This is a genomic window from Methanomicrobium mobile BP, assembly GCF_000711215.1.
GTDB classification, from domain to species: domain Archaea; phylum Halobacteriota; class Methanomicrobia; order Methanomicrobiales; family Methanomicrobiaceae; genus Methanomicrobium; species Methanomicrobium mobile.
Map to the genome: position 1 here is coordinate 260,934 of NZ_JOMF01000005.1, position 20,365 is coordinate 281,298.

Genomic DNA, 20,365 nt, shown 5'->3' on the forward strand with positions numbered 1-20,365 from the left:
AAGATGCCGATAGAATTTGACAAGAAAGAACTTGTAAAATATCCTTTTTTAAAAGAAGCCCACTCTCTTGTAAGTCAGAAGGCATATTCGCTCACGAATCTTCTGGAGCTTGAATCCGGCAAGAGGCTGGCTCAAAAAGCGCGGGACAGAATCAAAGCCGCTCTCAACGCGGATTATGTCTTTGACAATGTCACGGGTGCATCGGGCGAAATTCCCGAACATGAGATATTGTCCTACGCCATCTCACGCATGATAGTCTCCTGCATGAACGAGCGCCCCGTCATCGACAAACTCTGCCGCTACGAATCCGAACGCGCCGCATATTTCCTTCAGCGCGAAGAACCCGAAAAGAAGGAGTATATCGCACGCAGTCTGGGCATTAACCTGAGATCGGGTGAGATGAAGGTCAACGAATACGTGGAACTCGTAAGGGACCTTCACGACTCCAAGTGGCAGCTTGTCAACCGCGACGTAAACGCGGGCAATGTCGCCGTCAGCCGCGACGAGGCTGAAGAACTCTTAAAGGAGCGCATCCGCAGCATGCTCCACAGCCAGCTCCCGCTCCCCGTACCCGAAGAGATAAAGGAGAAGTTCAAGCCGCTCTCGGAAGAGGTATCCGCGGTCTACAAAGAGAGGGTAATGGAGCAGTTCGGCGAGGTCGACGAGGGCGCGTTTCCGCCGTGCATGAAAGCCATAATTTCGTCGGTAACGGACGGCACCAATATCCCGCATACCGCAAGGTTTTCCCTGACGGCATTCATGCATACCATCGGCATGGACATCAGCGGCATTGTGGGCGTATTCACGCGTGCTCCGGACTTTAACGCCGACATGACGATGTATCAGGTGGATCACATCTCGGGAGGCGGGGGAACGGAATACACGCCGCCGCAGTGCGTCACCATGAAGACATACGGACTCTGCTGTCAGGACGCAATCTGTAAATCAAAGAAGATTCAGCACCCTCTGAGCTATTACAAGTATAAGAAGAAGGTCACGGGAAACACATCCGGCGCATCTTCAAAGTCGGCATCCGCGCCGTCAACCGCGGCAACGCCAGCGTCCGCGCATTCATCCCCCGCATCGCCGGCACACCCCAAGTCCGACAGAATAGGTGCGAGGATTGACGCAAAAGAGCGCGAAAGGGCGGCTAAAAATGCCGATAATCAGATAAAATCAGATACGGGAAGATAAAATAAAATTAAACTGTTTTTAATAGATTGAACTATTTTTATTCAAATATGGGATTGTTTTAGTTTATTTTAGTTTAATTCAGTCTATTTTCGTTAATTTTCTATATACCGCTGTTTACTGCTTCTTTGCCGTTTCCTTACTGATATAGTATCCGCCGCAGGACATAAGGACAATGAAGAGGACTATCGACGAAAGCGTTGCATATGCCGGCGGCATAAGAGCCGGAAGCACCAATAAAGCAATAATGAAGATTATTATGCTGCTGACCGCCGTTGAGCAGTCAAGTAATACAGGATTCATGCAATCTTTTTTTGCTGTAATAGGCTATATCTTTATCTTATTACTGCCGCATCAAAAGCGGATGCGGACATGGTTAAGATCACGGGTAAAGATCATATGAACTCCGAAGAACGCGAAGAAATAACGGACGAACTGCTGAAAGCCGCCGGAAAACTCGCCGGCAGGGTTGCCGACGGAACTGTGCGCAGGGAACTCATACCCGATGCGGGGATATGCCTCATCCATGCCGCGGAACATGCGCGTAGCCTTGCGGATATCGCCGCAGTCTCCGTGATGCCGGATGGCAAAATGTCCGCGGGCGGTGCATCGTGGGATGTATCCGCCGATATATCCGCGGAGATCTCCCCGGATTTGCTGTTTGGTGCCGCAGGCGTCGGCAATCCCGACAGATCGGTAACGCTCACGGCAATGAGATTCGACCCCGATATCCGTTCAGCCGCGATAATCCGGTATTCAAAGCCGATTGTCGATAAAGCCCGCGAAATGCTCTTTGAAGTAAGGGAGGCGGTCCGCGGAAATGCGGGCGGAACGGGTCCCTTGATGGATTGGAAAACGGCGTTCTGCTGCAAAAAAGACGACGTCCCCGACATAATCTTCGTCGCAGACCCCACTGCCGACAAAGAACGCGCGGAAAAACGCGCGGAAAATGTCAATACGGATAAAACAGGCGCGGATTGTGCGCCGACGTTAATCCTTCTGGGCATGGACCCGTCAGCGCTTGTTAACAATATTCTTATGCTCGGCGAGCGCATAAATAATAGAAACTAAGGAAACGGTATAGAAAATGGCAATAAAACCGACATACATAAAGGCAATCAGCGCCGAACTTCTCGAAAAGCACACCGACAGATTCACATCCGACTTCGACTCAAACAAGGCAGTCGTCGACGAAGTAGCATTAATCGGATCAAAATGCGTCCGCAACCGCATTGCCGGCGCAATTACAAGAAAAGTTAATAAAAGAAAGCGCATATAAATTTCCTTATGTTTGAGGGAGTTTATCCGGCGCTAATCACGCCTTTTAAGGATAATTCGCAGAAGGATCTGGACTTGGAAGGTCTGGAATCCAATATTGAATATCTAATATCCTGCGGAGTTCACGGTATAGTACCCTGCGGTTCTACCGGCGAATCTGCAACACTCACTTTTGAAGAGCATGAGACGGTCATAGAGAAGGCTGTCGAGGTTGCGGACGGTCGTGTACCCGTACTTGCGGGAACGGGGTCGAACAACACGGTTGAAGCGGTCAGATTTACGAAAGCCGCAAAAGATATCGGCGCCGACGGCGTCCTTGTCCTGAGCCCTTATTACAACAAACCCAATCGCTCCGGACTTGTCAAGCATTACAATATCCTTGCGGACCTTGACATACCCGTCGTCGTCTACAACATCCCCGGAAGAACGGGGCAGAACCTTGCCGCGGACTTAATCATCGAGCTTGCACAGCACCCCAACATCGTCGCCGTAAAAGAGGCGAGCGGCAATATTGAGCAGATGTCGAGGATAATCGAAGGCACGCAGGACCTTGACTTTTCGCTGCTCTCCGGCGATGACGGTCTGACCCTTCCGATACTTGCACTCGGAGGAAAGGGTGTAATCAGCGTAACGGCGAACATCGCTCCGAAACTTATGGTTCAGCTCTATGAACAGTTTAAAGCCGGCGACATCGAAGGCGCAAGGAAGACGCACTACAAGCTTGCTCCTCTGAGCCGTGCGCTCTTCATCGAGACCAACCCGATACCCGTAAAGACGGCATCAGGTCTCAAGGGTCACGCGGGCGGTCCGGTAAGACTTCCGCTCGATGAGATGGCTCCGAATAATCTTAACACTCTGAAAGAGGTCTTGAAGAACTATGATTAAAGTAGCAATTTGCGGTGCTCTCGGAAGAATGGGCACGAAGATAGGCGGTCTTGTAAACGACTCGCCGATAATGGAACTCGTAGGCGGCATTGACATCCGCAACGGCTCGTTCTACGGTAAGGATGTCTATGAATCGTCAAGGATTGACGAATTCATCGACGAGAAGAAGCCGGATGTTCTCATCGACTTCACGATTGCGGCAGCGGCGGTCGCCAACGTTAAAGCGGCATCCCGCCACGGTGTCGCGGTCGTTGTAGGAACGACGGGATTCACGCCCGAGCAGAGAGAAGAACTCCGTGTGGCAATCGAAGGTCACATTCCCGCCGTAATCTCAAGCAACTACAGTCTGGGAGTCAATATCTTCTTCCACCTCATTCGCGAGGCGGCAAAACAGCTCTCGGATTACGATATCGAGGTAATCGAGGCTCACCACCACTTCAAGAAGGATGCCCCCAGCGGCACGGCAAAGACAATCCTCGGCATAATCAAGGAGGAGGTCGGCGACCGCAAAGAGATGTACGGACGTGAGGGCATGGTTGGAGAGCGCGGCAACGAGATAGGCGTTCACGTAATCCGCGGCGGCGATATCGTCGGCGACCACACAGTCATGTTTGCGGGCAACGACGAGGTAATCGAGTTCACCCACCGCGCTTACGACAGACTTGTCTTCGCACACGGCGTCGTAAGAGCGGTCGGCTGGATTCCGGGCAAGAAACCCGGCATCTACTCGATGAACGACGTGCTCGGTTTCAAGGAATAATCATCGGTTAATGATGTTTAATGATAAAATAAAACCTTTTTTTTAATCTGATGTATTTATAATGCCCGTAATTTATAATACCCGTCAGATACACATTTTCGCCTCGCACAAATCGAAACGTATTTTATAATTTGTGCAGATATAACTCCGATAATTTATGGCAGCTATTGTAAATCCGGATGTGTGCACAGGATGCGAAACCTGTGTAGATACCTGTCCGTCCGAAGCAATCAAGATGGACGGCAACGTTGCGGTTGTAAACGCGGACGAATGTGTAGAATGTGAAGCTTGCGTCGACGAATGTCCGTCGGAAGCAATCCACATGGGCTAAAAACGGTATAATACATTTATACCCCCTCAATCCGATTCTATTCTTATTTATGATCAATGTAGGAGTACTTGGCGCAACCGGTGCGGTAGGTCAGCGGTTTGTGCAGCTGCTTGCCAATCACCCGTGGTTCAATCTCGAATGCGTGATGGCATCGGAACGCAGCGCAGGAAAAGAATATCGCAATGCGGTCAATTGGAGACTTGACACCCCCATGCCCGAGAACATCGGCAGCCTTAAGGTAAAGCCCGTCGGCGTCGAAAGTTCGAAAGGTCTCGACATCGTTTTCTCGGCGCTCCCCGCCGATCTTGCAACGACGGTCGAGAGAGATATCGCAAACGCGGGCGTCTGTGTATGCAGCAATGCCTCGTCGCACAGAATGGATAAAGACGTGCCTCTCGTTATTGCCGAGGTCAACCCCGAGCACCTCGGACTCATCGAGGTCCAGCATGATGCCGGCTGCGACGGCTGTATCGTCACAAACCCGAACTGCTCGACGATAATGCTGGTCAGCGCACTTAACGCGATAAAGCACCGTAATATCACGGATATCAAGGTCGCAACCATGCAGGCGATTTCCGGCGCCGGATTCGACGGCGTTGCGGCAATGGCAATCTATGACAATGTCATACCCTATATCGGTTCCGAAGAGAAGAAGATGGAGACCGAAACCCTGAAGATAATGGGTAAGTTTGACGGCGCAGAGATTGTCGACGCACCCATGAAGGTCAGCGCAAGCTGCAACCGCGTCCCCGTCATCGACGGTCACACACTCGCGGTCTGGACGGATGCCAAAGGCAGCGTTGAAGAGATAATCAACGATTTCAGGAACTACAAAGTGCCGTTCGGCGGACTTCCCACCCAGCCCGAGAAATCCGTTCTCTACCTCGATCAGGAGGACAGACCACAGCCGCGTCTTGACAGAAACCGCGGCAACGGCATGACGGTCTCGGTCGGCAGAGTTCGCGAAGGCGGACGTTTCATCGCGATGGGTCACAACACGATACGCGGTGCGGCGGGCGCATCGGTTCTCAACGCGGAACTGATTGTAAGTCGAAAACTCATTTAAGAGTCACAAACTCTTTTATGAGCCGATAACTCATTTATGGGTCAAAAACTCATTTAAGAGTCAAAAATACATTTAAAAATCTATATATCCGAAACTATCTTATTTTATCATATTACAGCATCAGATTACGGCAGGAACAGTCGATATGTCCGAGAATGATATCTTTATCGGGAACAAACCCGTCATGAGCTATGTTTTGGCAGTGGTTACGCAGTTTAATCAGGGGGCAACCGAGGTCCGCATAAAAGCACGCGGAAAGGCAATATCGCGAGCCGTGGATACGGCAGAGATTGTCATTAACAGATTCCTTGAGGATGTCGGCAAATCCGCAATAGAGACCTCGACCGAGGTTGTCGATACCGAGAGCGGAAAGACCAATGTCTCCGCTATCGAGATAAGGCTTGCAAAAAAATAATCCAATTCTTTTAATCGTATATTTTTAATCGTATTATTTTAGTCCTTATCGTTTTAATCCCATAATTTTAACCGTTTCATTTCAGCCCCTTCATTTTAATCAGTGTCATTTCAATCCGAATCATTTTACTTCGTATCATTTTACTTTCAGTCAATTTTTCACGGGCTGCTGACCATAAAGGATATAATAATTTCAGTATAAACATTGTTATTCATGAATATACTCAAGTCCGCTGTCGTTCTTCTGATAGTCCTGTCATTCATTGTTCCTGCCGTAGCTGCGGACGGGGAGAACAGATACAGCTATATCACCATAGATTCCGTCGACCTTGAACTTACAAAGGATAAGGCAATCTTTGATGTAAATTATCATATCGACAACGGCGTTGAGTTCCTCGTCATCTTCCTGGGCAAGAACGATCTGAAGAATAAGCTTGAGAAGATGTTCTCTCTCGGCGACGGGAACTTCGTTACGACTACGATGGAGAGCGCCCGAATAACTCTCAATAACCCCTCGGTAGACTACGGTGACGGCTCGTACTGGTTCCCGAAAAAGAGTTTTCAGGTAACGGTTCCTGTGCTTAATGTGAAGACGGCACGTACCGACCGCACATTCTACAATGTAAATGAGGTTCCCGGAATGGGATACTTCGGTGATCCGGTTCCCGTAACTCCATCAACCGATATCAATAAACTCAGAATCGAGAGTGAGCCCGTGACTCTGGTGACGCCCGAACCTACACCGATTGTGCATTACTTCAGATAATCCGCAGAATCTGCCGATAAAAAGACGCTGACCTGACGCTTCCGGCAGATCATATTTCCTGTTTGTTTATATTTCCTGTTTTTTCAGTCTCATTTCCGGTTTAATTTCATGTTGTATTTCCTGTTTATTTTCCGTTTTTGGTTTGTCGTTTTATTTTGTCGTTTTCGTTCGCATTTACATTATACCGCTTGCGTGCGTGTCATGCAGGGCTGTCAGCGGCAATATGGCAATACTTTTGATTCTACGGCTATCGGGATTCTTTGCGGCTTTGTCGCTAACACGACGACGCTTTGAAAAATTCGAAAAACTTACAAAGGCTGTAAATTACAATGGCTGGAAAAACGGATACGGAAAAGCGTGAAAAAAGGATATTATAAATTTGAATTATATTCAGTCCGCAATCTCGTTTGAATGCGTATTGTGGTTCTCGACATCGTCTTTGGGCTTAAACCATCTGAGAGCATACTTCTGAATATACATACCGATTATTCCGAGTATCAGAGCGCCGGTTATGGCATATATCAGTGCGCGCAGTCCGTCATAACCCACTATCGGGAACTCGAGCGGCGTGCTTATCGAGATAATGTATACGCTTGCGCCGTATGCCAGAAGACTTACCGCTATTGCGAAGAACGGCAGCGGCAGAGATACCGCAAGAGACGGTCTGTCGTTTAAGTATGAATCCGTTATCTTTCCCAGGGAAGCTATGAGCAGCGCCGCCGCAAAGTATACTATTGCTCCGTATACGAAGGAGAAGAAGTAGAATATCAGACCCTGATCCGCGGAATACCATTCGAGCAGACTCGTAAGTCCCAGAACCACTCCGACAACGGCTATGAGGAATGCCGTGATATAGGCAATGAACGAGAACCTGCCGCCGAGGAACGACCTGTGCAGACCGACGACGGCGTAGCTGAAGTAATCGTCGATTCCGAAGCCCTTGAAGAGCAGGTATATTCCGATTACGCCGAGAACGATTATTATCGCAATGTCCGGGCTTCCCATGAGGCATGCCGCGGCATAAAGAAGCATGGCTATGCCGACCGGCACAAGGAAGGTCCTTGCAAGCTGGGGGTCGTCCATGAACTTCTTGATGATATAGTAAGTGCTCTCGAGATTCGGCATCTGCTTGACAATGACGCGCTTGACGCTCTTTACCTTCACGGATGCCTGAATGATGGGCATGACGAACTCGTCCTCGGCGCCGTCCGTAACGACGATACACTCGTTAATCCCGTTTTCGCGGACAATGCGCTCAAGTTCCTGGGAGATTCTCCGGTCGCCGTCTATCTCGCTCGTCTGGCTGCCGCCGATGACGGCGATGAAGACATTTTCTCCCCTTGCCGCAAGCTCGTCATAGGTTTTAATTCCCTGAAAAATTGCATTTACGTCTGAATCTTCGGGATCGGCAAGAGCCAATCTCGTCGCCGTATCAAGGCATGCCTCCCTGCCTACCGCAGGCTCAAGGACATTTGCCTTATATCCGATATCATCGTCCCTGTCGACGCATAATACCAGAGTTCGCACCTCAGACATGATGTTATAAGTTTTTCTTTTGAATATATAATAAATTGCCTGATAATAGTGCTTAAAAGAGTTGCATAAAAAAAGTATTTGTCGTTATTCCGCCTCTGAGATTCCAGCGGAACACACTTGCTGACTTTCCGGTTTCAGAGAAGTTTTGCGCGCTGGAGCAGGAGAATGTCATCTGTTGTGAGTTTTTCTCCGCTTCTGAACTGCTGGAATACCTGCTCGGCTTCCTTGCGTACGGCTTTCTGCTCTTTTGTGACCTTGGTCTTCTTGGTCTTCTTGCGAAGTCCGCCGATTACCTTGTCGAAGTCGCGGATCTCTTTCTGGCAGGCAATGAACTGGTTGTGCTCGGCATCCGCGGATTCCTGAGCTTCGACAAATTTCTTGTGAGCGTCGTCCGCCGCCTCGCGGGACTTGTCCGCCTTTCTGTAGCATTCTACCATGACGTCATGGTATTTCTGTGCGTTCTCCGCGGCTTCGGTAACCTTTGAGTGAAGTTCCGATGCCTGCTTTCTGAGTTCGCGTGCCTCCTGGAGCTTTACGCGGATATCCTTGTTCTGCTCAAGCTCTTCTTCCTGCTTCTTCAGGTCGTTTCTGAGCTGCTTGATCTTGTCGACAAGTTCCTTCTCCTTGTCGTGGCTCATGGCTTCGGTCTGCTGCTTGTATTCCAGAGCGTCGATCTGCTTCTGAAGTTCCGCCATGCCGCGCTTGTTGCCGAGGTTGCCGTGCTCCTTCTTGAACTCGTCGATCTGCTCGAAGAGTACGTTTGCCTTGTCGTTTAAGACGTTTCTCTCTGCCTTTAAGCGCTTTACGTCATCGTTTGACTTGTCGCGAAGCTCTTTGTTCTTCTGTGCCTCGTCGACGTATTCGCGTGTCTTGGCATTAAGTTCGTTGCGCTCTCTTGCCTGCGTGCTTGCAAGTGCATTTAACTCGTTTCTTTTGTTCTTGTGCTCCTCGGAGTTCTGGAGTACAACTTTTCTTTTTTCAATTATTTCGTTCAACATGCTCAACACATACCTTAATCATGTATGGTGCGTCCGAAAACAGGTGCCCGCAAAAAAACTGCTGGTACAAAGCAATTTGTAATTTACGAAAACAATAGCGTTTTGATTTCCGGGTATTACTTTTGTAATGTCCGTATTCTTCTGGCTGTTCGTATTTTGCTATGCTCTTCATCCATCACAGGAAACCGGATTTTAACCCCGATTACCCCTGTTTAAGTTCTTTGCGCAACCTGCCGTGGTCTGCACAATGATTGCAATAAGATAGCACACTTATGTATAATAATTGTTTCGTATGGGGGATTTGATGTGCGAATGTTTGTGTGTCATATGCCGAACCCGTATCGAATTTGTGACCGGCTTAAAGGAAAATCACGGTGCTATTTCAAAATTTATTCTTATTTACTTAATTCACAAAAATTACATAATAGGTGATATATACACTGACCGAACAATAACTACACAATCTGTGATGTCACAGCTAACGGATAAGACCGTAGGGATTTGTGTCTGATCTGGAGGAGTCTGAATATGAAGCAGCATGTAATTGCGAGAGCGACAGAAAGATTCTGTCTTGACAAAGAGCACAAGAACGGTATTTTGATCGAGGGCTTCCCTACCGGATTGGGAAAGAGCCATGAAGCCTGCTATGCAATGCTGGATGTTATTCAGAAAGATCCCGATGTGAAATTCATTTTTATCTGTAACCAAACGAAAAATCTTCCATATGATCTTCTTTTTAAGATTGCCAAAATAGACTTCAAAATGGGGGAGGAGAAGTTTAAGAAACTCGTCCTTCCGTTGAAATCCAACATCGATTCTTTCACCGAGAACTACAAGGATTCGATGGAGAAGAGCATCAAGACCTTGTTCGCTGAAAGCGGTATCGATGATGGAGTTCTAAGGAATGTTACCTATTACAGGAATCATTATAAAACGGTCAAAAAAAGCAACACTGATCCTTTATACATCTCACAGGTAAGGACGGAATATGAGAGTGCCGAGAGGGATTTCAGAAACGCAGTACACAAAGTCCTGAAACCACTTCAGAAGCCGTCTGCCAGAGTCAATAAGATCAATACCGAGGACACATACAAATGGATAAGGGAACTCTACCCTGCGGTGGATTTCGATACTTACAGAATAGTCCTAATGTCCGATGCAAAATTCCTTTACACAATTGATCCGATTGTTGCCGCACCTTTCACAATATGGTCCGAGACAGATCTGAGGAGTCAGAAGGACAAGGGGAACGGGGACGGCGAGCCTTCGGAGCAATCCATACTACTTGATCACATAATTATCATAGATGAATTCGATGCTTTCAAGAGAGTTATCCAGGACACTCTGATTGAGGAGCAAAAGGACGAGGTAGATGCCGTTCGTGCATTCCGTAATCTCTATCCCAGACTCCAACAATGGAGAAACCTCCCCACATTGATGATTACAGAATCCTCTTGGTGGATATCAGTCAAGAAAATCCTGATCTCTGAGCGTTTTAGGAAACTAATCGAGAATTCCACAAAGATCCAGCAGAAATATCACATGGAGTACCTGTTCAAACAGTCTGCTCAGGATGATAATGGAAATCTGACTGATTCTCTCAGCACCTCATTCATGTTCAGAGATTATGAACCATACAGTGTCGGCAACGCATTCACAGTACGCACTGAGATGGAGATGAGTTATAACAGGATTCTCACAGGAAAGGGAATCAATTCCACTTCGTCCCGATTCAGTAGCCTTTTTGGGAATCTTAACGAATTGTTCATTCAGATTGCCAAACTGGTACGTGATTTGGCGTTCAACTATATGTATGCGCAGAAAGATGATTCTTCAGATTCATCAGATATTCTTAGCGATGAACACAGATCTTTCACCAACTGCGTTGATTCAGTAATCGATGCGCTGGATATGGAGCCTGACCTTGCCCGATTTATCAAGACGAAAGTCATCCACAACCGTCTGAAATCCGGTTCAGAGAAACGTTTGGCTCTGGATGATCCAATTTTCTTCAGCAGGGGATTCGGTTACATCAGCATGAGGGATTCGATTGACAAACAACTCCAGACCCATCTGTACTATACCGGTTACGACACCACACCGGAGACGGTACTCAGACACATGGCGGAGCGAACGAAAGTAATTGCCATGTCTGCTACCGCAGAAGTCGAATCCCCGCTGTGTAACTTCCATCTTCAGTATCTCAGGGACGGCGGGGTGTACTTCCATGAGTTCAATGACGATGAAAAAAAGGAGATCCATGAGCTGATTCACTCTCTGAGGGCAGGTTTCGAGGATAAAAAAAGTATACTCCACTGCGAGTGTCTGCCCCCCGTCGTCAACTACAGCCGTGCTATCTGGGAGGATCTGTTTGATGATGAGGACGATGCCGACGACCTGTACAGGAAACTTGGATTCACCGAAGACGGTAAGACATTTGCAGAGATTAGATATGTGCGTGTTGCTCAGGCGATAGAGGCTTTCATTTCCCACGATGATATCTATTCGATGATAGGATTCTTCTCTGCTCACGTCAAGGATTCGTCCGATGGAAAATTTACTGTTAAAAAGATGAATTACGTCATCGAGAAGATTGCAAAGAAACACAAGATAGCAATCGGAGTAAAGTGGTACAGTTCTCAAGAGGAAGAGATTATTAATCCCGAGGCTGGAAATCCGTCAGCATACATCATACAGATCAACGGATCAAACTACGACGGGATGAAAGACGAGATTTTGAGCAGGCTTTCCGGCAAAGCGAAAGATTGCAACGGCATCGGTCAGAAGGTTTTCTTGATAACCGCATATCAGACGCTCGGTGCAGGGCAGAACCTTCAATATGATGTGCCTGATAACCTTGCCAATGATATGGTGTGGATTAGGGGTGCCATGCCCGATTATGATCTGTTCAGCAAGGAAAAGGACTTCGATGCTATCTACCTTGATGACCCCACCAACATAGGACCACAGATCGAATTCGGGAAGAAGGGAACGCTGGATAATTATCTCTTTTACGCCGAATATCTGGATGCAACTAATCATATCACACTTAATGAGAAGCATTTGGAGATACAGAACGCATTCAGACAGTGTTACACCCCCAACATGGATCGCCAGCCTAACCACTTCAAGAAATGCTTCGCCTATATCCTCGCCAAAGCGCAGGTGGTGAATCAGGCGATAGGGCGCATGTCCCGTACAGGCTTGAAGATGCCCAACGTTTATCTGTTCCTAGACAACGAATTGGTCAATGGAGGAACGTTCGCTTTGCCTAAGGAATACTACGGTTCCTATCTCAGTTATGAATTTGAGGCCCTTTACGATAAAGTGCACAAAAAGAATGAAAAGGAGGACCTGGATTACGGTGAGGAGATGATCCTTGACGATTGTCTCCGTACATCACATAACTTCGTCGGATATCTGGACGATCTCCGTTTCGCAGTATACGGCGGCGATACAGAAGCCATTGCAAAATGGCAGGAACTTAGGGACTTTGTTCTCCACAATCCAACATGTCCGATGAGGATGGACGGACTTAGCAAGATCCAGAATACTATCCATAGGTATGGATATATCACACCTCCAAATAGGTCAGATTGCTATTGGTTCACATTGAAATTTGACTTTGACCAGAACGGAACGGATGGATTGGAGATTAGTTTTGACGGACCCCCGGCAAAGCTTGAGAAAGGGGACCTTGAGAAGAAGTGGTACTCCGCAAGTCCGGAGACAGCAAAGCTCAATCTGATGTCGGAGATCGATTACGTTAAGAAGTACCTGGAAGAGCAGAACATTCCCTTAATATTTGAACCCAACGACAAACTGATGTCGCCTCCGCTGTTCCGCAACATCTTCATGGGGGGGCTGGGTGAGATCGTCGGTAAGAAAATGATCGAACACCTGACCGATGGAAAGGTTACGCTGAACGAGATGCCCGACAAATACTACGAGATGTTCGATTACTCCCTTGGAAACGGGGTTTTTGTGGATTTCAAGGACTGGAACGAGAGCAACTACTATGACGAGAAAAAGACAGAGAGGACGATCAAGTTCATATTTGAGAAACTGGAGAAATGCGAAGGTTCCAGGGTTTATGTGATAAACATAGTCACGGACGGCAGCAGAAAATACGAACCCTATCACACGTACAAAAGATCAAACGGAAAGGAGATTGTTACAATTCCTTACATCTATATGGTAAAGAACGGAAAGGTATTACCTAACGGGGAATTCATTAAGAAACTTATGGAGGAAAGTCATGAGTAAGAATAAGGAACACAAGCAAACAGACGGTATACTGGTTAATCGTCTGAATTTCAAGGTCAACGAGGTGGAATTCAACAAGAGATACACGATCCTGCATGCTGAATACGGCAAATATGAGATCCGGAAAGAAGCCGTACGTCATCTGAGTACGTTCCATACCGTCAAGGCCATACGGTATGAGTATGGGGGAACATCGTTTTACATCCTTTTGGATGGCAATTCCGAAAAGGAAAAGATTATCCAGGATCTGAAAAAGATCGTCCTAAATAATCCTGTCAATGAGGAGAATTACAGTCAGGTAGCACCCGATATAGTCTTCGAATTGCTACTCATTGGTCTCAGTTACAACGATTCGGATAAGGAAGATGATGGGGATAATCTGTCCTATTCCAATCTGGATGGCGGAGTGTACACGTTTGAACCCGGAGACATCTACAAGGGCGACCGTGTGGTCACGTTCAATCTAAAGGCACGCCCAGCCAAGGACTGTGTGGAGCTCTTCGGAGAGACACAGTTGATGTTCCCTGCGCAGACATTCGCTACCATAGCGAAGATGAATGAGAAAGAAGCCGATAGGAAGTACCTCAAAGATCTCCCAAGATTCCAGATGGTCGACAACACATATATGAAACTCTCCTCCAAAGGAGTGAAGTTTGGTTCCGGCGTAGAATATGTGAAGCATGGCTATCGCGGAATGAATAAGGCTAGCATCGATTTCCTCGGCATTAGCAGTGTGGATGAGTTTGATAAGAGTAAGATGGGGCGTACCCGCCTAACCCTCAGGAAGATGCGCCGTGAGTATGCCGATATCGGGTTGGAAGTGGAATTCGTCCGCACTACTCTGTTCGATGGAAACAAATACACCAAGAAGAACCCTGGTTTTACCAAATACCTTACGGAACTGTGGAGCGACAAAAAGATTAACGTCGTCGATAAGGTCAAGAGTCCCACGTCAGAGTCAATAGTAAAAGGCGTCAGCATGGAACTCAAGGTGCTGTTCAATGTTGATACAGTTCCTTCCGAGGATGTTGTGAAGGGCGAATACAATATAGTGGTCATTTCAAAGAAAATTAGGGATCCTAATCACAAGGCTTACGATGATGCAATGGTCCAGCATATTTCGGTGGAAAGTTTCGCCAAGAAATATCATCGCAAGGATCCTGCAAGTTTGAAGGCCCTACATGAAGAGATTCAGAGCGGAAAGATCCCTGGAAACCGCAGGAATAGTCTGGAGATGTGGCTTTCGGAGTTCATTATCAAAGGTGACATAATCAACAACACCCAGACCTTTTTCGGATGGTACAAGGAACACCTAATGAATGTAGAGCCTGTCAGCACTTTGGACCGTACATGGAGGTTCTACGATCGTGTCAGAATAGAGAACCCCGATCCCGAAAACAGGAAGGAAGCAAAGTACAGTGACAAGATGGGCTGTCTAGAGATGAATCCTAACGGGGATATGTCCTATAGGATCCTAGAGGAAGCCGAGGTTAAAGAGGAATTTGGACTCCAGTTAATCTGGAATCAATTCAATAGGAACCAGAGCAACATCAAAGGTGTGATGAGCGATGGCGAGAACACGTATGCATTCCTTTCTACTGATGTAAAGATGATCCCTGAGTTAGACTCTATTCGTCAGAAACTTAGGGACAACGAGAAAAACCATGCCGATGACAAATCTGTATCATTGACAGGCGGCATAAAGACGAAATCGGATTACGAGCTGTATCTGAAAGCATGCACGGATGTGCGTTACGCGTATGTGAAGAATGAATGCTATTACTTCGTTGGTGTTCGTTCGGAGGACATTAAGTTCGGATTGTATTGGTCTGCAGGTCTTCTAAAGATAAAGACGCTGGAAGGAAGGGAGAAGATTCCGGAAGTCGTATTTGATATGATGCTGGTGCCGTTCGTCAGACTCAACCGCTTCACTATCGTCCCATATCCGTTCAAGTACCTCCGCGAGTTTGAAAAAACCAAAGGTTTGGAGAATTATATTCCCGAGGAACCGAGCGAGGAAGAGACTGGAAAAGATAGTGAGCATCAGTGGACACTTGATGAGTTCGGTTTGATATGATGTTTAATTGCTAAATTGAAATCAATGTAAAATGTCTAAATAATCTCACAAACCATTTTTCAAAAGACTCAGTAAAAAAACTCGGTAAAAATCTCAGAAAAGTGTCGGCACGGACTGAGATTCTTAGTCCGCTGCGGTGCATGTTTTGGAATCCGAAATTCGGTGTTTAGTGTCTGAAATTCGGTTTATGAAATGTGTGTAGGTTAATCTGTGTGAATAATTGTGTTAATAGTGATTTGTGCGAATATTGGGGGTATTTTTATTGAGTTATTGGGTTATCTGTATTTCCGGTAATGCCGGTTATTCTGTTGTGTTGTGTGTCTGTTGTGCTTTTGTTTGTTGTGTTTGTTGTGTCTGTTGTGGTTTTATGTGGTTTTGCGGTATTTGTGTCTGATTGTGTTTAATTTTGGTCTGATAGTTTCTGATTGTGTCTGTTTTGATTGTGTCTGTTCTTCCGGAGCTGCGTTTTTCTCTCGCCCGGAATCGAACGGTGATTATCTCTTGTGCCTCCCAAAAAATATTTTTTAGGGGGTTGTCATGGAATGTTTCGGCAAATAATTGCTCTGTGATATTGGATAGTTCTCAGCGTGAGACGTATTCAGCGGATGAAGTCGATAAGTCCGCCGCTTGTCTGTTCGACTGCCGCTCTTCTTCCGGATGATGCCTGAGCATGACCCATTGAGCCCATTGAACGTCCCGCAGACTGTCTCTCGAACGGTCCCTGTGCGATCTCCGATCTGGACATCGTTGATGTGATTGAGTGGCTGCGTCCCATGATCTGAGCGCTCTTGACGCCGGTCATGATTGCCATTACTCTGACTTTGCCCTCAAACTCGTTGTTGATTCTTGCACCCCAGATAACATCCGCGTGCGGATCGAGTTCGTATGTGAGCGAGCTTGCGATATCCTCGGCATCGGCAAGAGTAAGGTCGCTGCCGCCGGTGATGTGAATCAGGCTGCCTGTTGCGCCGCGATAGTCGATATCGAGGAGCGGGTGGTTGAGACATTCGTGAACGACGCTCTCGGACTTGTTCTGCTGTTTGCTCTCGCCTACGAGCATGACGGCAACTCCGCCCTTGCTCATGATTGCGCGGACATCCGCATAATCGATGTTGATGAGCGAAGGCTCGGTGATTGTCTCCGAGATACCTTTTACGGTCTCTGCGATAAGCTGGTCCATTACCGAGAATGCCTGTCCGAGCGGAAGGTTCGGGACGAAGTTCATTAAGCGGTTGTTATCAAGAACGATAACCGAGTCTGCCGCATTTGAAAGTGCCTCAAGACCTTCTTCGGCACGCATCAGGCGTGCTTTCTCGACCTGGAACGGGTAGCTTACCATTCCGACGACAATTGCGCCCTGCTCTTTTGCAATCTGAGCAACTACGGGTGCCGTACCTGTTCCGGTTCCTCCGCCCATACCTGCCGTGATGAAGACCAGGTCTGCGTCGTGAAGGAGTCCTTCAAGTGTTGTTCTTGCCATCTCGGCTGCACGCTTTCCCACATCTGGGAAACCGCCGGCGCCGAGACCCTTTGTGAGTGACTTGCCGACAAGAACTCTCTTGTCTGCCTGAATCATCTCAAGGTGCTGCTTATCGGTGTTGACCGCGATTGTCTCCGCACCCTTTACCTTCATGTGGTAAAGTCTGTTGATTGTGTTGTTGCCGGCGCCTCCGCATCCGACAATTACAATTCTCGGCTGTCCGAGGAAATCGTCGTCTCCTCCGACTATTGCTGCCTTCTTCGATCCTAAGTCATATTCGGCGTGCTTTAACGCCTCGTTGATTATTGATTGCATCCAAATAACCTCCTAAACCTCTTATTTGTGATTAGTTCCCGCATTTCTCCGTCGCGATGTATAATTTACCCCTTACATCTCGAAGGAGATCTGTTCGCTGTCCCTAATCACTCTGTTAGCGTGTTTTCCGATGAGTTCTCTGACAGAATACCTTACTGCCTCGGAAACTGTTGGAAATTCTCCTGCCTCCACCAATTTTTCAAGCATTGCTACCTGCTGTGTCGGCAATCTGATTGTTACTCTTTCCATCATTGAAACCACGTGTCCGACTTTAAGCAGACAATTGTCTGCTATTTGTCTGACATTTGTTTGCTGTTTGTCAGACATTTGTTTTAGGGACAATCATTACTTTTCACGCGTAACTATATAAAAATTGTGGTTTGATTCACAGGCGGCTTTCAAAATTGTTTTATCTCAAAAAGACAATTATTTTGAAAAAGGAGTGTGTATTTTTCATGAAATCCGGCATGTTCGAGAAGGTGGAGCACGGCGGTCTGCGTCAGCTCGGTGATTCGTCGGGCTGCAAGTCCGTCCTTGACTTCAGTGCAAATCTGAATCCTTTTGTGCCGCCGATTGACTGGAAACCCGATTTTAATGCACTTTCTTCATACCCCGACGACTCCTACCGCGAGCTCAAAAGCGCGGTGGCGCGTAAGTTTCGATGCAGCGCCGATGAGGTGACCGTCGGCAACGGCTCGATAGAGGTGATTCGCACGTTTTTCAGGGCGGCGCTGAATGCGGGGGGTCACGTCCTCACCGAAAAGCACACCTTCGGCGAATACGATCTCTCGATACGGCTTGCCGGCGGAGAGGTCGTTCACGAACCTGATGCCGCAACCCGTGTCCGCGTCATATGCAATCCCAACAATCCCACGGGTGAACTTCTCTCGAAGAATGCACTTCTCGATATCGCGGCTGCCGAATCGCAGCGCGGTTCCGTGCTCTTTCTCGACGAGGCATTCAACGAACTCGCCACGGGTGCGGAATCGCTCATAGGATGCGGTCGTGAAAACGTCTTTGTCAGCCGTTCCTTTACCAAGTCCTTCGCGGTCCCGGGACTCCGAATCGGTTTCGGATTCGGCGATCCCGAACTGATTGAAAGGATGGAGGTCATGCGTCCGCCCTGGACTCTGAATACCTTTGCCGAGAGCTTCGCCTTTGAGGCGCTGAAACATCTCGACGAACTCGGGGAGTCGCGAAGACGCATAGCGGCGGAAAGGGAATGGCTCTATCGGGAGTTTGACGCTATCGGCATTGAGTATCTGCCGTCAAGCGCGAACTTCATACTCCTCAATATCGGCAAAATCGGAATCGATTCGGGGGAGTTTACAAAGAGGATGCTTGCCGAAGGCATCTTCATCCGCGACTGTGCCTCCTTCGGACTGCCGCGGTCCGTGAGGGTAGCGGTGAGAACCCGCGGTGAGAACGAGAGGCTTGCGGAGGCATTGAAGAAGTGCTGGCACTGATAATGGCGGGCGGGCTTGGAACCCGCATGAATCTCGGCGAGAAGCCGCTTGTCACGGTCTGCGGGCGTCCGATGATCTCATATGTTCATGAAGCCTTTGTCGACGCGGGTCTGGAGGTCCTTGCGGTCGTTACTCCCAAGGTGCCGATGACGAAGAACTGGTGCCGTGCGCACGGCATAGAGTTCTTTCAGGCGAAAGGCATAGGTTATGTCGAAGATCTCTCCGAATGTGCCCTCGAGATAGACGAAGATATGCCGATGTTCACATGCGTTGCCGACCTTCCCGGGATAACTTCGCGGATAATCGAAGATGTCCGTGAGAGATGGGCGGATTCCGGTATGAACGCCTGCTCGGTCTGGGTGCCGAAGGCGCTTTTCATGGAAAACAGCATAAAATGTCAGTATTCCGAGTCCGTTGACGGCATTGAAGCCTGCCCCTGCGGATTGAACATCTTTGACGGCAGCAGCCCGTCGGCGCCGCAGAACGAACTGAAGATTCTTCTCAACGAACCCGCACTTACCTTTAACGTGAACACTCCCGAAGAGCTGAAGGCTACGGAAGAGTTCTTCGGAAAAAAACAGAATAATTTTAGATGAGATTTTCAACTGATATTTTCAGTAGGTATTTTCAGTTTATTTCAGTTTTTATTGCTTTTCTCTCTCGCGTCTTGTCCTGCCTGCCGAGTATATCTCAAACAGGGCAAGGCAGACTATGACGGTAGCGCCGCCGATGATGAATCCCATGATTATATAACTCATCGAGTTATCCTTCACGGGCTCTGCCGGGTGCATTCCCGCCGCAACCGTCATCTGATATTGAGATCTCATATCCGTACTCATGGACTGAACAATTCTCTCGGAGCCGTTGATATTCTCGTCCGCGCCCGTGGTTACGCCCGTGGTGTCGGGAGGATGCCCGACGTCGGACTGTTTGCCCGCGGCATCGTCCGCCGTATTGTTGCTCACGGGAGTTGCGGGAGCGGTCATGACGTGGTAGGGTGCATTGTCCGTGGTACAGTAGACCGTGTTCATATAGACCCCTTCGGCGTTCTCCGCCGGAGCCGCGTTTTTCATCATGGGCATTCCCGCAAAGACCGTGTTTGCCGCAACACCCATAATCAGCGCCGCAAAGAGGAAGATTCCGAAGACCGAGGCATACTTAAGGAGAATCTGACGAATGTCCTTGACGCCCGGCGATACTATAACCACCTGACCGGAAGCGGCATAGACCTTGACCTCGCGCCCCTTCTCGCTGTATTTTATCTTTTTAACCTCGATAAGCCCCGCATCGAGCAGATTCTCGACATGATACTTCGTCGAGGTCATGGGCTGATTAAGTTTCTCGGATATCTCGGAAAGGGTCATATCCGAAGATTTGAGCATTGAAATGATGTCGTTTGCCGTCCGGTTAGCCAGAGCTTTTCCGATTTTCTGTGCCCTGTCATCGCCGGGTTCCAGTATCACAACATCTTCGTTCATTTCGGTTAAAAAATGGATTGGATTCTATAAGAATGTATATGATTGTATGATATGGGAT

19 protein-coding genes are annotated in these 20,365 nt (G+C 48.0%); 13 read left to right on the plus strand and 6 right to left on the minus strand.

What is annotated here, in order from left to right:
• Positions 1–3: 3 nt before the first annotated feature.
• Positions 4–1,194, plus strand: a complete 1,191-nt coding sequence (locus T502_RS03570) for a DNA primase large subunit PriL (protein WP_084173016.1) — start codon at positions 4–6, stop codon at positions 1,192–1,194.
• A 114-nt stretch (positions 1,195–1,308) separates the two neighbouring features.
• On the opposite strand, the gene T502_RS03575 is transcribed toward T502_RS03570, so the two are convergent.
• Entirely contained in the window at positions 1,309–1,494 is a 186-nt protein-coding gene (locus T502_RS03575; protein ID WP_042705731.1) for a hypothetical protein, read from the minus strand.
• A 69-nt stretch (positions 1,495–1,563) separates the two neighbouring features.
• Between T502_RS03575 and T502_RS03580 the strand changes: the two genes are divergently transcribed.
• From T502_RS03580 to T502_RS03615, 8 genes are all read left to right on the plus strand, one after another.
• Positions 1,564–2,262, plus strand: a complete 699-nt coding sequence (locus tag T502_RS03580; protein ID WP_042705732.1) for a thiamine-phosphate synthase family protein — start codon at positions 1,564–1,566, stop codon at positions 2,260–2,262.
• A gap of 16 nt (positions 2,263–2,278) precedes the next feature.
• A complete protein-coding gene (locus T502_RS03585; protein ID WP_042705733.1) occupies positions 2,279–2,470 on the plus strand; it encodes a 30S ribosomal protein S17e in 192 nt (63 codons plus the stop codon).
• 8 nt (positions 2,471–2,478) lie between these two features.
• Positions 2,479–3,354, plus strand: coding sequence for a 4-hydroxy-tetrahydrodipicolinate synthase (dapA, locus tag T502_RS03590; RefSeq protein WP_042705734.1), 876 nt, complete (start codon positions 2,479–2,481; stop codon positions 3,352–3,354).
• The gene (gene dapB / locus T502_RS03595) at positions 3,347–4,114 is read left to right on the plus strand and encodes a 4-hydroxy-tetrahydrodipicolinate reductase (protein WP_042705735.1); all 768 of its coding nucleotides are present in this window, start codon (positions 3,347–3,349) and stop codon (positions 4,112–4,114) included. Before dapA ends, dapB begins: the two co-directional genes overlap by 8 nt.
• A gap of 157 nt (positions 4,115–4,271) precedes the next feature.
• On the plus strand, positions 4,272–4,445 hold the full coding sequence (locus T502_RS03600) for an indolepyruvate ferredoxin oxidoreductase subunit alpha (protein WP_042705736.1): 174 nt from the start codon (positions 4,272–4,274) through the stop codon (positions 4,443–4,445).
• A gap of 49 nt (positions 4,446–4,494) precedes the next feature.
• Entirely contained in the window at positions 4,495–5,511 is a 1,017-nt protein-coding gene (asd, locus tag T502_RS03605; RefSeq protein ID WP_042705737.1) for an aspartate-semialdehyde dehydrogenase, read from the plus strand.
• Positions 5,512–5,656: 145 nt separating this feature from the next.
• Complete coding sequence (albA, locus tag T502_RS03610) at positions 5,657–5,926, plus strand: DNA-binding protein Alba (RefSeq protein WP_042705738.1); 270 nt, start codon at positions 5,657–5,659, stop codon at positions 5,924–5,926.
• A 213-nt stretch (positions 5,927–6,139) separates the two neighbouring features.
• Positions 6,140–6,691 carry a hypothetical protein gene (locus tag T502_RS03615; RefSeq protein ID WP_052359130.1) on the plus strand — a complete coding sequence of 184 codons (552 nt, stop codon included), beginning with the start codon at positions 6,140–6,142 and terminating at the stop codon, positions 6,689–6,691.
• Between the two features lie 390 nt (positions 6,692–7,081).
• On the opposite strand, the gene T502_RS03620 is transcribed toward T502_RS03615, so the two are convergent.
• Positions 7,082–8,227: a DUF373 family protein gene (locus T502_RS03620; protein ID WP_052359131.1), complete on the minus strand. Its 1,146-nt coding sequence runs from the start codon at positions 8,225–8,227 to the stop codon at positions 7,082–7,084.
• Positions 8,228–8,361: 134 nt separating this feature from the next.
• Positions 8,362–9,225, minus strand: a complete 864-nt coding sequence (locus tag T502_RS03625; RefSeq protein ID WP_042705739.1) for a coiled-coil protein — start codon at positions 9,223–9,225, stop codon at positions 8,362–8,364.
• Positions 9,226–9,753: 528 nt separating this feature from the next.
• Between T502_RS03625 and T502_RS03630 the strand changes: the two genes are divergently transcribed.
• Entirely contained in the window at positions 9,754–13,491 is a 3,738-nt protein-coding gene (locus T502_RS03630; RefSeq protein WP_157197455.1) for a hypothetical protein, read from the plus strand.
• Positions 13,484–15,568 (plus strand): hypothetical protein, encoded by a 2,085-nt coding sequence (locus tag T502_RS03635; RefSeq protein WP_042705741.1) that lies wholly within the window; start codon positions 13,484–13,486, stop codon positions 15,566–15,568. Before T502_RS03630 ends, T502_RS03635 begins: the two co-directional genes overlap by 8 nt.
• A 598-nt stretch (positions 15,569–16,166) precedes the next feature.
• Here T502_RS03635 and ftsZ read toward each other — a convergent pair.
• A complete protein-coding gene (gene ftsZ / locus T502_RS03640; protein ID WP_042705742.1) occupies positions 16,167–17,363 on the minus strand; it encodes a cell division protein FtsZ in 1,197 nt (398 codons plus the stop codon).
• A gap of 72 nt (positions 17,364–17,435) precedes the next feature.
• Positions 17,436–17,615: a ribbon-helix-helix domain-containing protein gene (locus T502_RS03645; RefSeq protein WP_042705865.1), complete on the minus strand. Its 180-nt coding sequence runs from the start codon at positions 17,613–17,615 to the stop codon at positions 17,436–17,438.
• A gap of 203 nt (positions 17,616–17,818) precedes the next feature.
• Here T502_RS03645 and T502_RS03650 point away from each other — a divergent pair, with 203 nt between their 5' ends.
• Both T502_RS03650 and T502_RS03655 read left to right on the plus strand, forming a co-directional pair.
• On the plus strand, positions 17,819–18,829 hold the full coding sequence (locus tag T502_RS03650; protein WP_042705743.1) for a pyridoxal phosphate-dependent aminotransferase: 1,011 nt from the start codon (positions 17,819–17,821) through the stop codon (positions 18,827–18,829).
• Positions 18,817–19,425, plus strand: a complete 609-nt coding sequence (locus T502_RS03655) for an NTP transferase domain-containing protein (RefSeq protein WP_042705744.1) — start codon at positions 18,817–18,819, stop codon at positions 19,423–19,425. Before T502_RS03650 ends, T502_RS03655 begins: the two co-directional genes overlap by 13 nt.
• Before the next feature lie 48 nt (positions 19,426–19,473).
• On the opposite strand, the gene T502_RS08525 is transcribed toward T502_RS03655, so the two are convergent.
• On the minus strand, positions 19,474–20,307 hold the full coding sequence (locus tag T502_RS08525; RefSeq protein ID WP_052359132.1) for an ArsR/SmtB family transcription factor: 834 nt from the start codon (positions 20,305–20,307) through the stop codon (positions 19,474–19,476).
• Between the last annotated feature and the right edge of the window lie 58 nt (positions 20,308–20,365).

Coding starts and splice junctions, on each gene's coding strand:
- T502_RS03570 (WP_084173016.1), top strand. CDS start 4: ATGCCGATAGAATTTGACAAGAAAGAACTTGTAAAATATCCTTTTTTA.
- T502_RS03575 (WP_042705731.1), bottom strand. CDS start 1,494: ATGAATCCTGTATTACTTGACTGCTCAACGGCGGTCAGCAGCATAATA.
- T502_RS03580 (WP_042705732.1), top strand. CDS start 1,564: ATGGTTAAGATCACGGGTAAAGATCATATGAACTCCGAAGAACGCGAA.
- T502_RS03585 (WP_042705733.1), top strand. CDS start 2,279: ATGGCAATAAAACCGACATACATAAAGGCAATCAGCGCCGAACTTCTC.
- dapA (WP_042705734.1), top strand. CDS start 2,479: ATGTTTGAGGGAGTTTATCCGGCGCTAATCACGCCTTTTAAGGATAAT.
- dapB (WP_042705735.1), top strand. CDS start 3,347: ATGATTAAAGTAGCAATTTGCGGTGCTCTCGGAAGAATGGGCACGAAG.
- T502_RS03600 (WP_042705736.1), top strand. CDS start 4,272: ATGGCAGCTATTGTAAATCCGGATGTGTGCACAGGATGCGAAACCTGT.
- asd (WP_042705737.1), top strand. CDS start 4,495: ATGATCAATGTAGGAGTACTTGGCGCAACCGGTGCGGTAGGTCAGCGG.
- albA (WP_042705738.1), top strand. CDS start 5,657: ATGTCCGAGAATGATATCTTTATCGGGAACAAACCCGTCATGAGCTAT.
- T502_RS03615 (WP_052359130.1), top strand. CDS start 6,140: ATGAATATACTCAAGTCCGCTGTCGTTCTTCTGATAGTCCTGTCATTC.
- T502_RS03620 (WP_052359131.1), bottom strand. CDS start 8,227: ATGTCTGAGGTGCGAACTCTGGTATTATGCGTCGACAGGGACGATGAT.
- T502_RS03625 (WP_042705739.1), bottom strand. CDS start 9,225: ATGTTGAACGAAATAATTGAAAAAAGAAAAGTTGTACTCCAGAACTCC.
- T502_RS03630 (WP_157197455.1), top strand. CDS start 9,754: ATGAAGCAGCATGTAATTGCGAGAGCGACAGAAAGATTCTGTCTTGAC.
- T502_RS03635 (WP_042705741.1), top strand. CDS start 13,484: ATGAGTAAGAATAAGGAACACAAGCAAACAGACGGTATACTGGTTAAT.
- ftsZ (WP_042705742.1), bottom strand. CDS start 17,363: ATGCAATCAATAATCAACGAGGCGTTAAAGCACGCCGAATATGACTTA.
- T502_RS03645 (WP_042705865.1), bottom strand. CDS start 17,615: ATGATGGAAAGAGTAACAATCAGATTGCCGACACAGCAGGTAGCAATG.
- T502_RS03650 (WP_042705743.1), top strand. CDS start 17,819: ATGAAATCCGGCATGTTCGAGAAGGTGGAGCACGGCGGTCTGCGTCAG.
- T502_RS08525 (WP_052359132.1), bottom strand. CDS start 20,307: ATGAACGAAGATGTTGTGATACTGGAACCCGGCGATGACAGGGCACAG.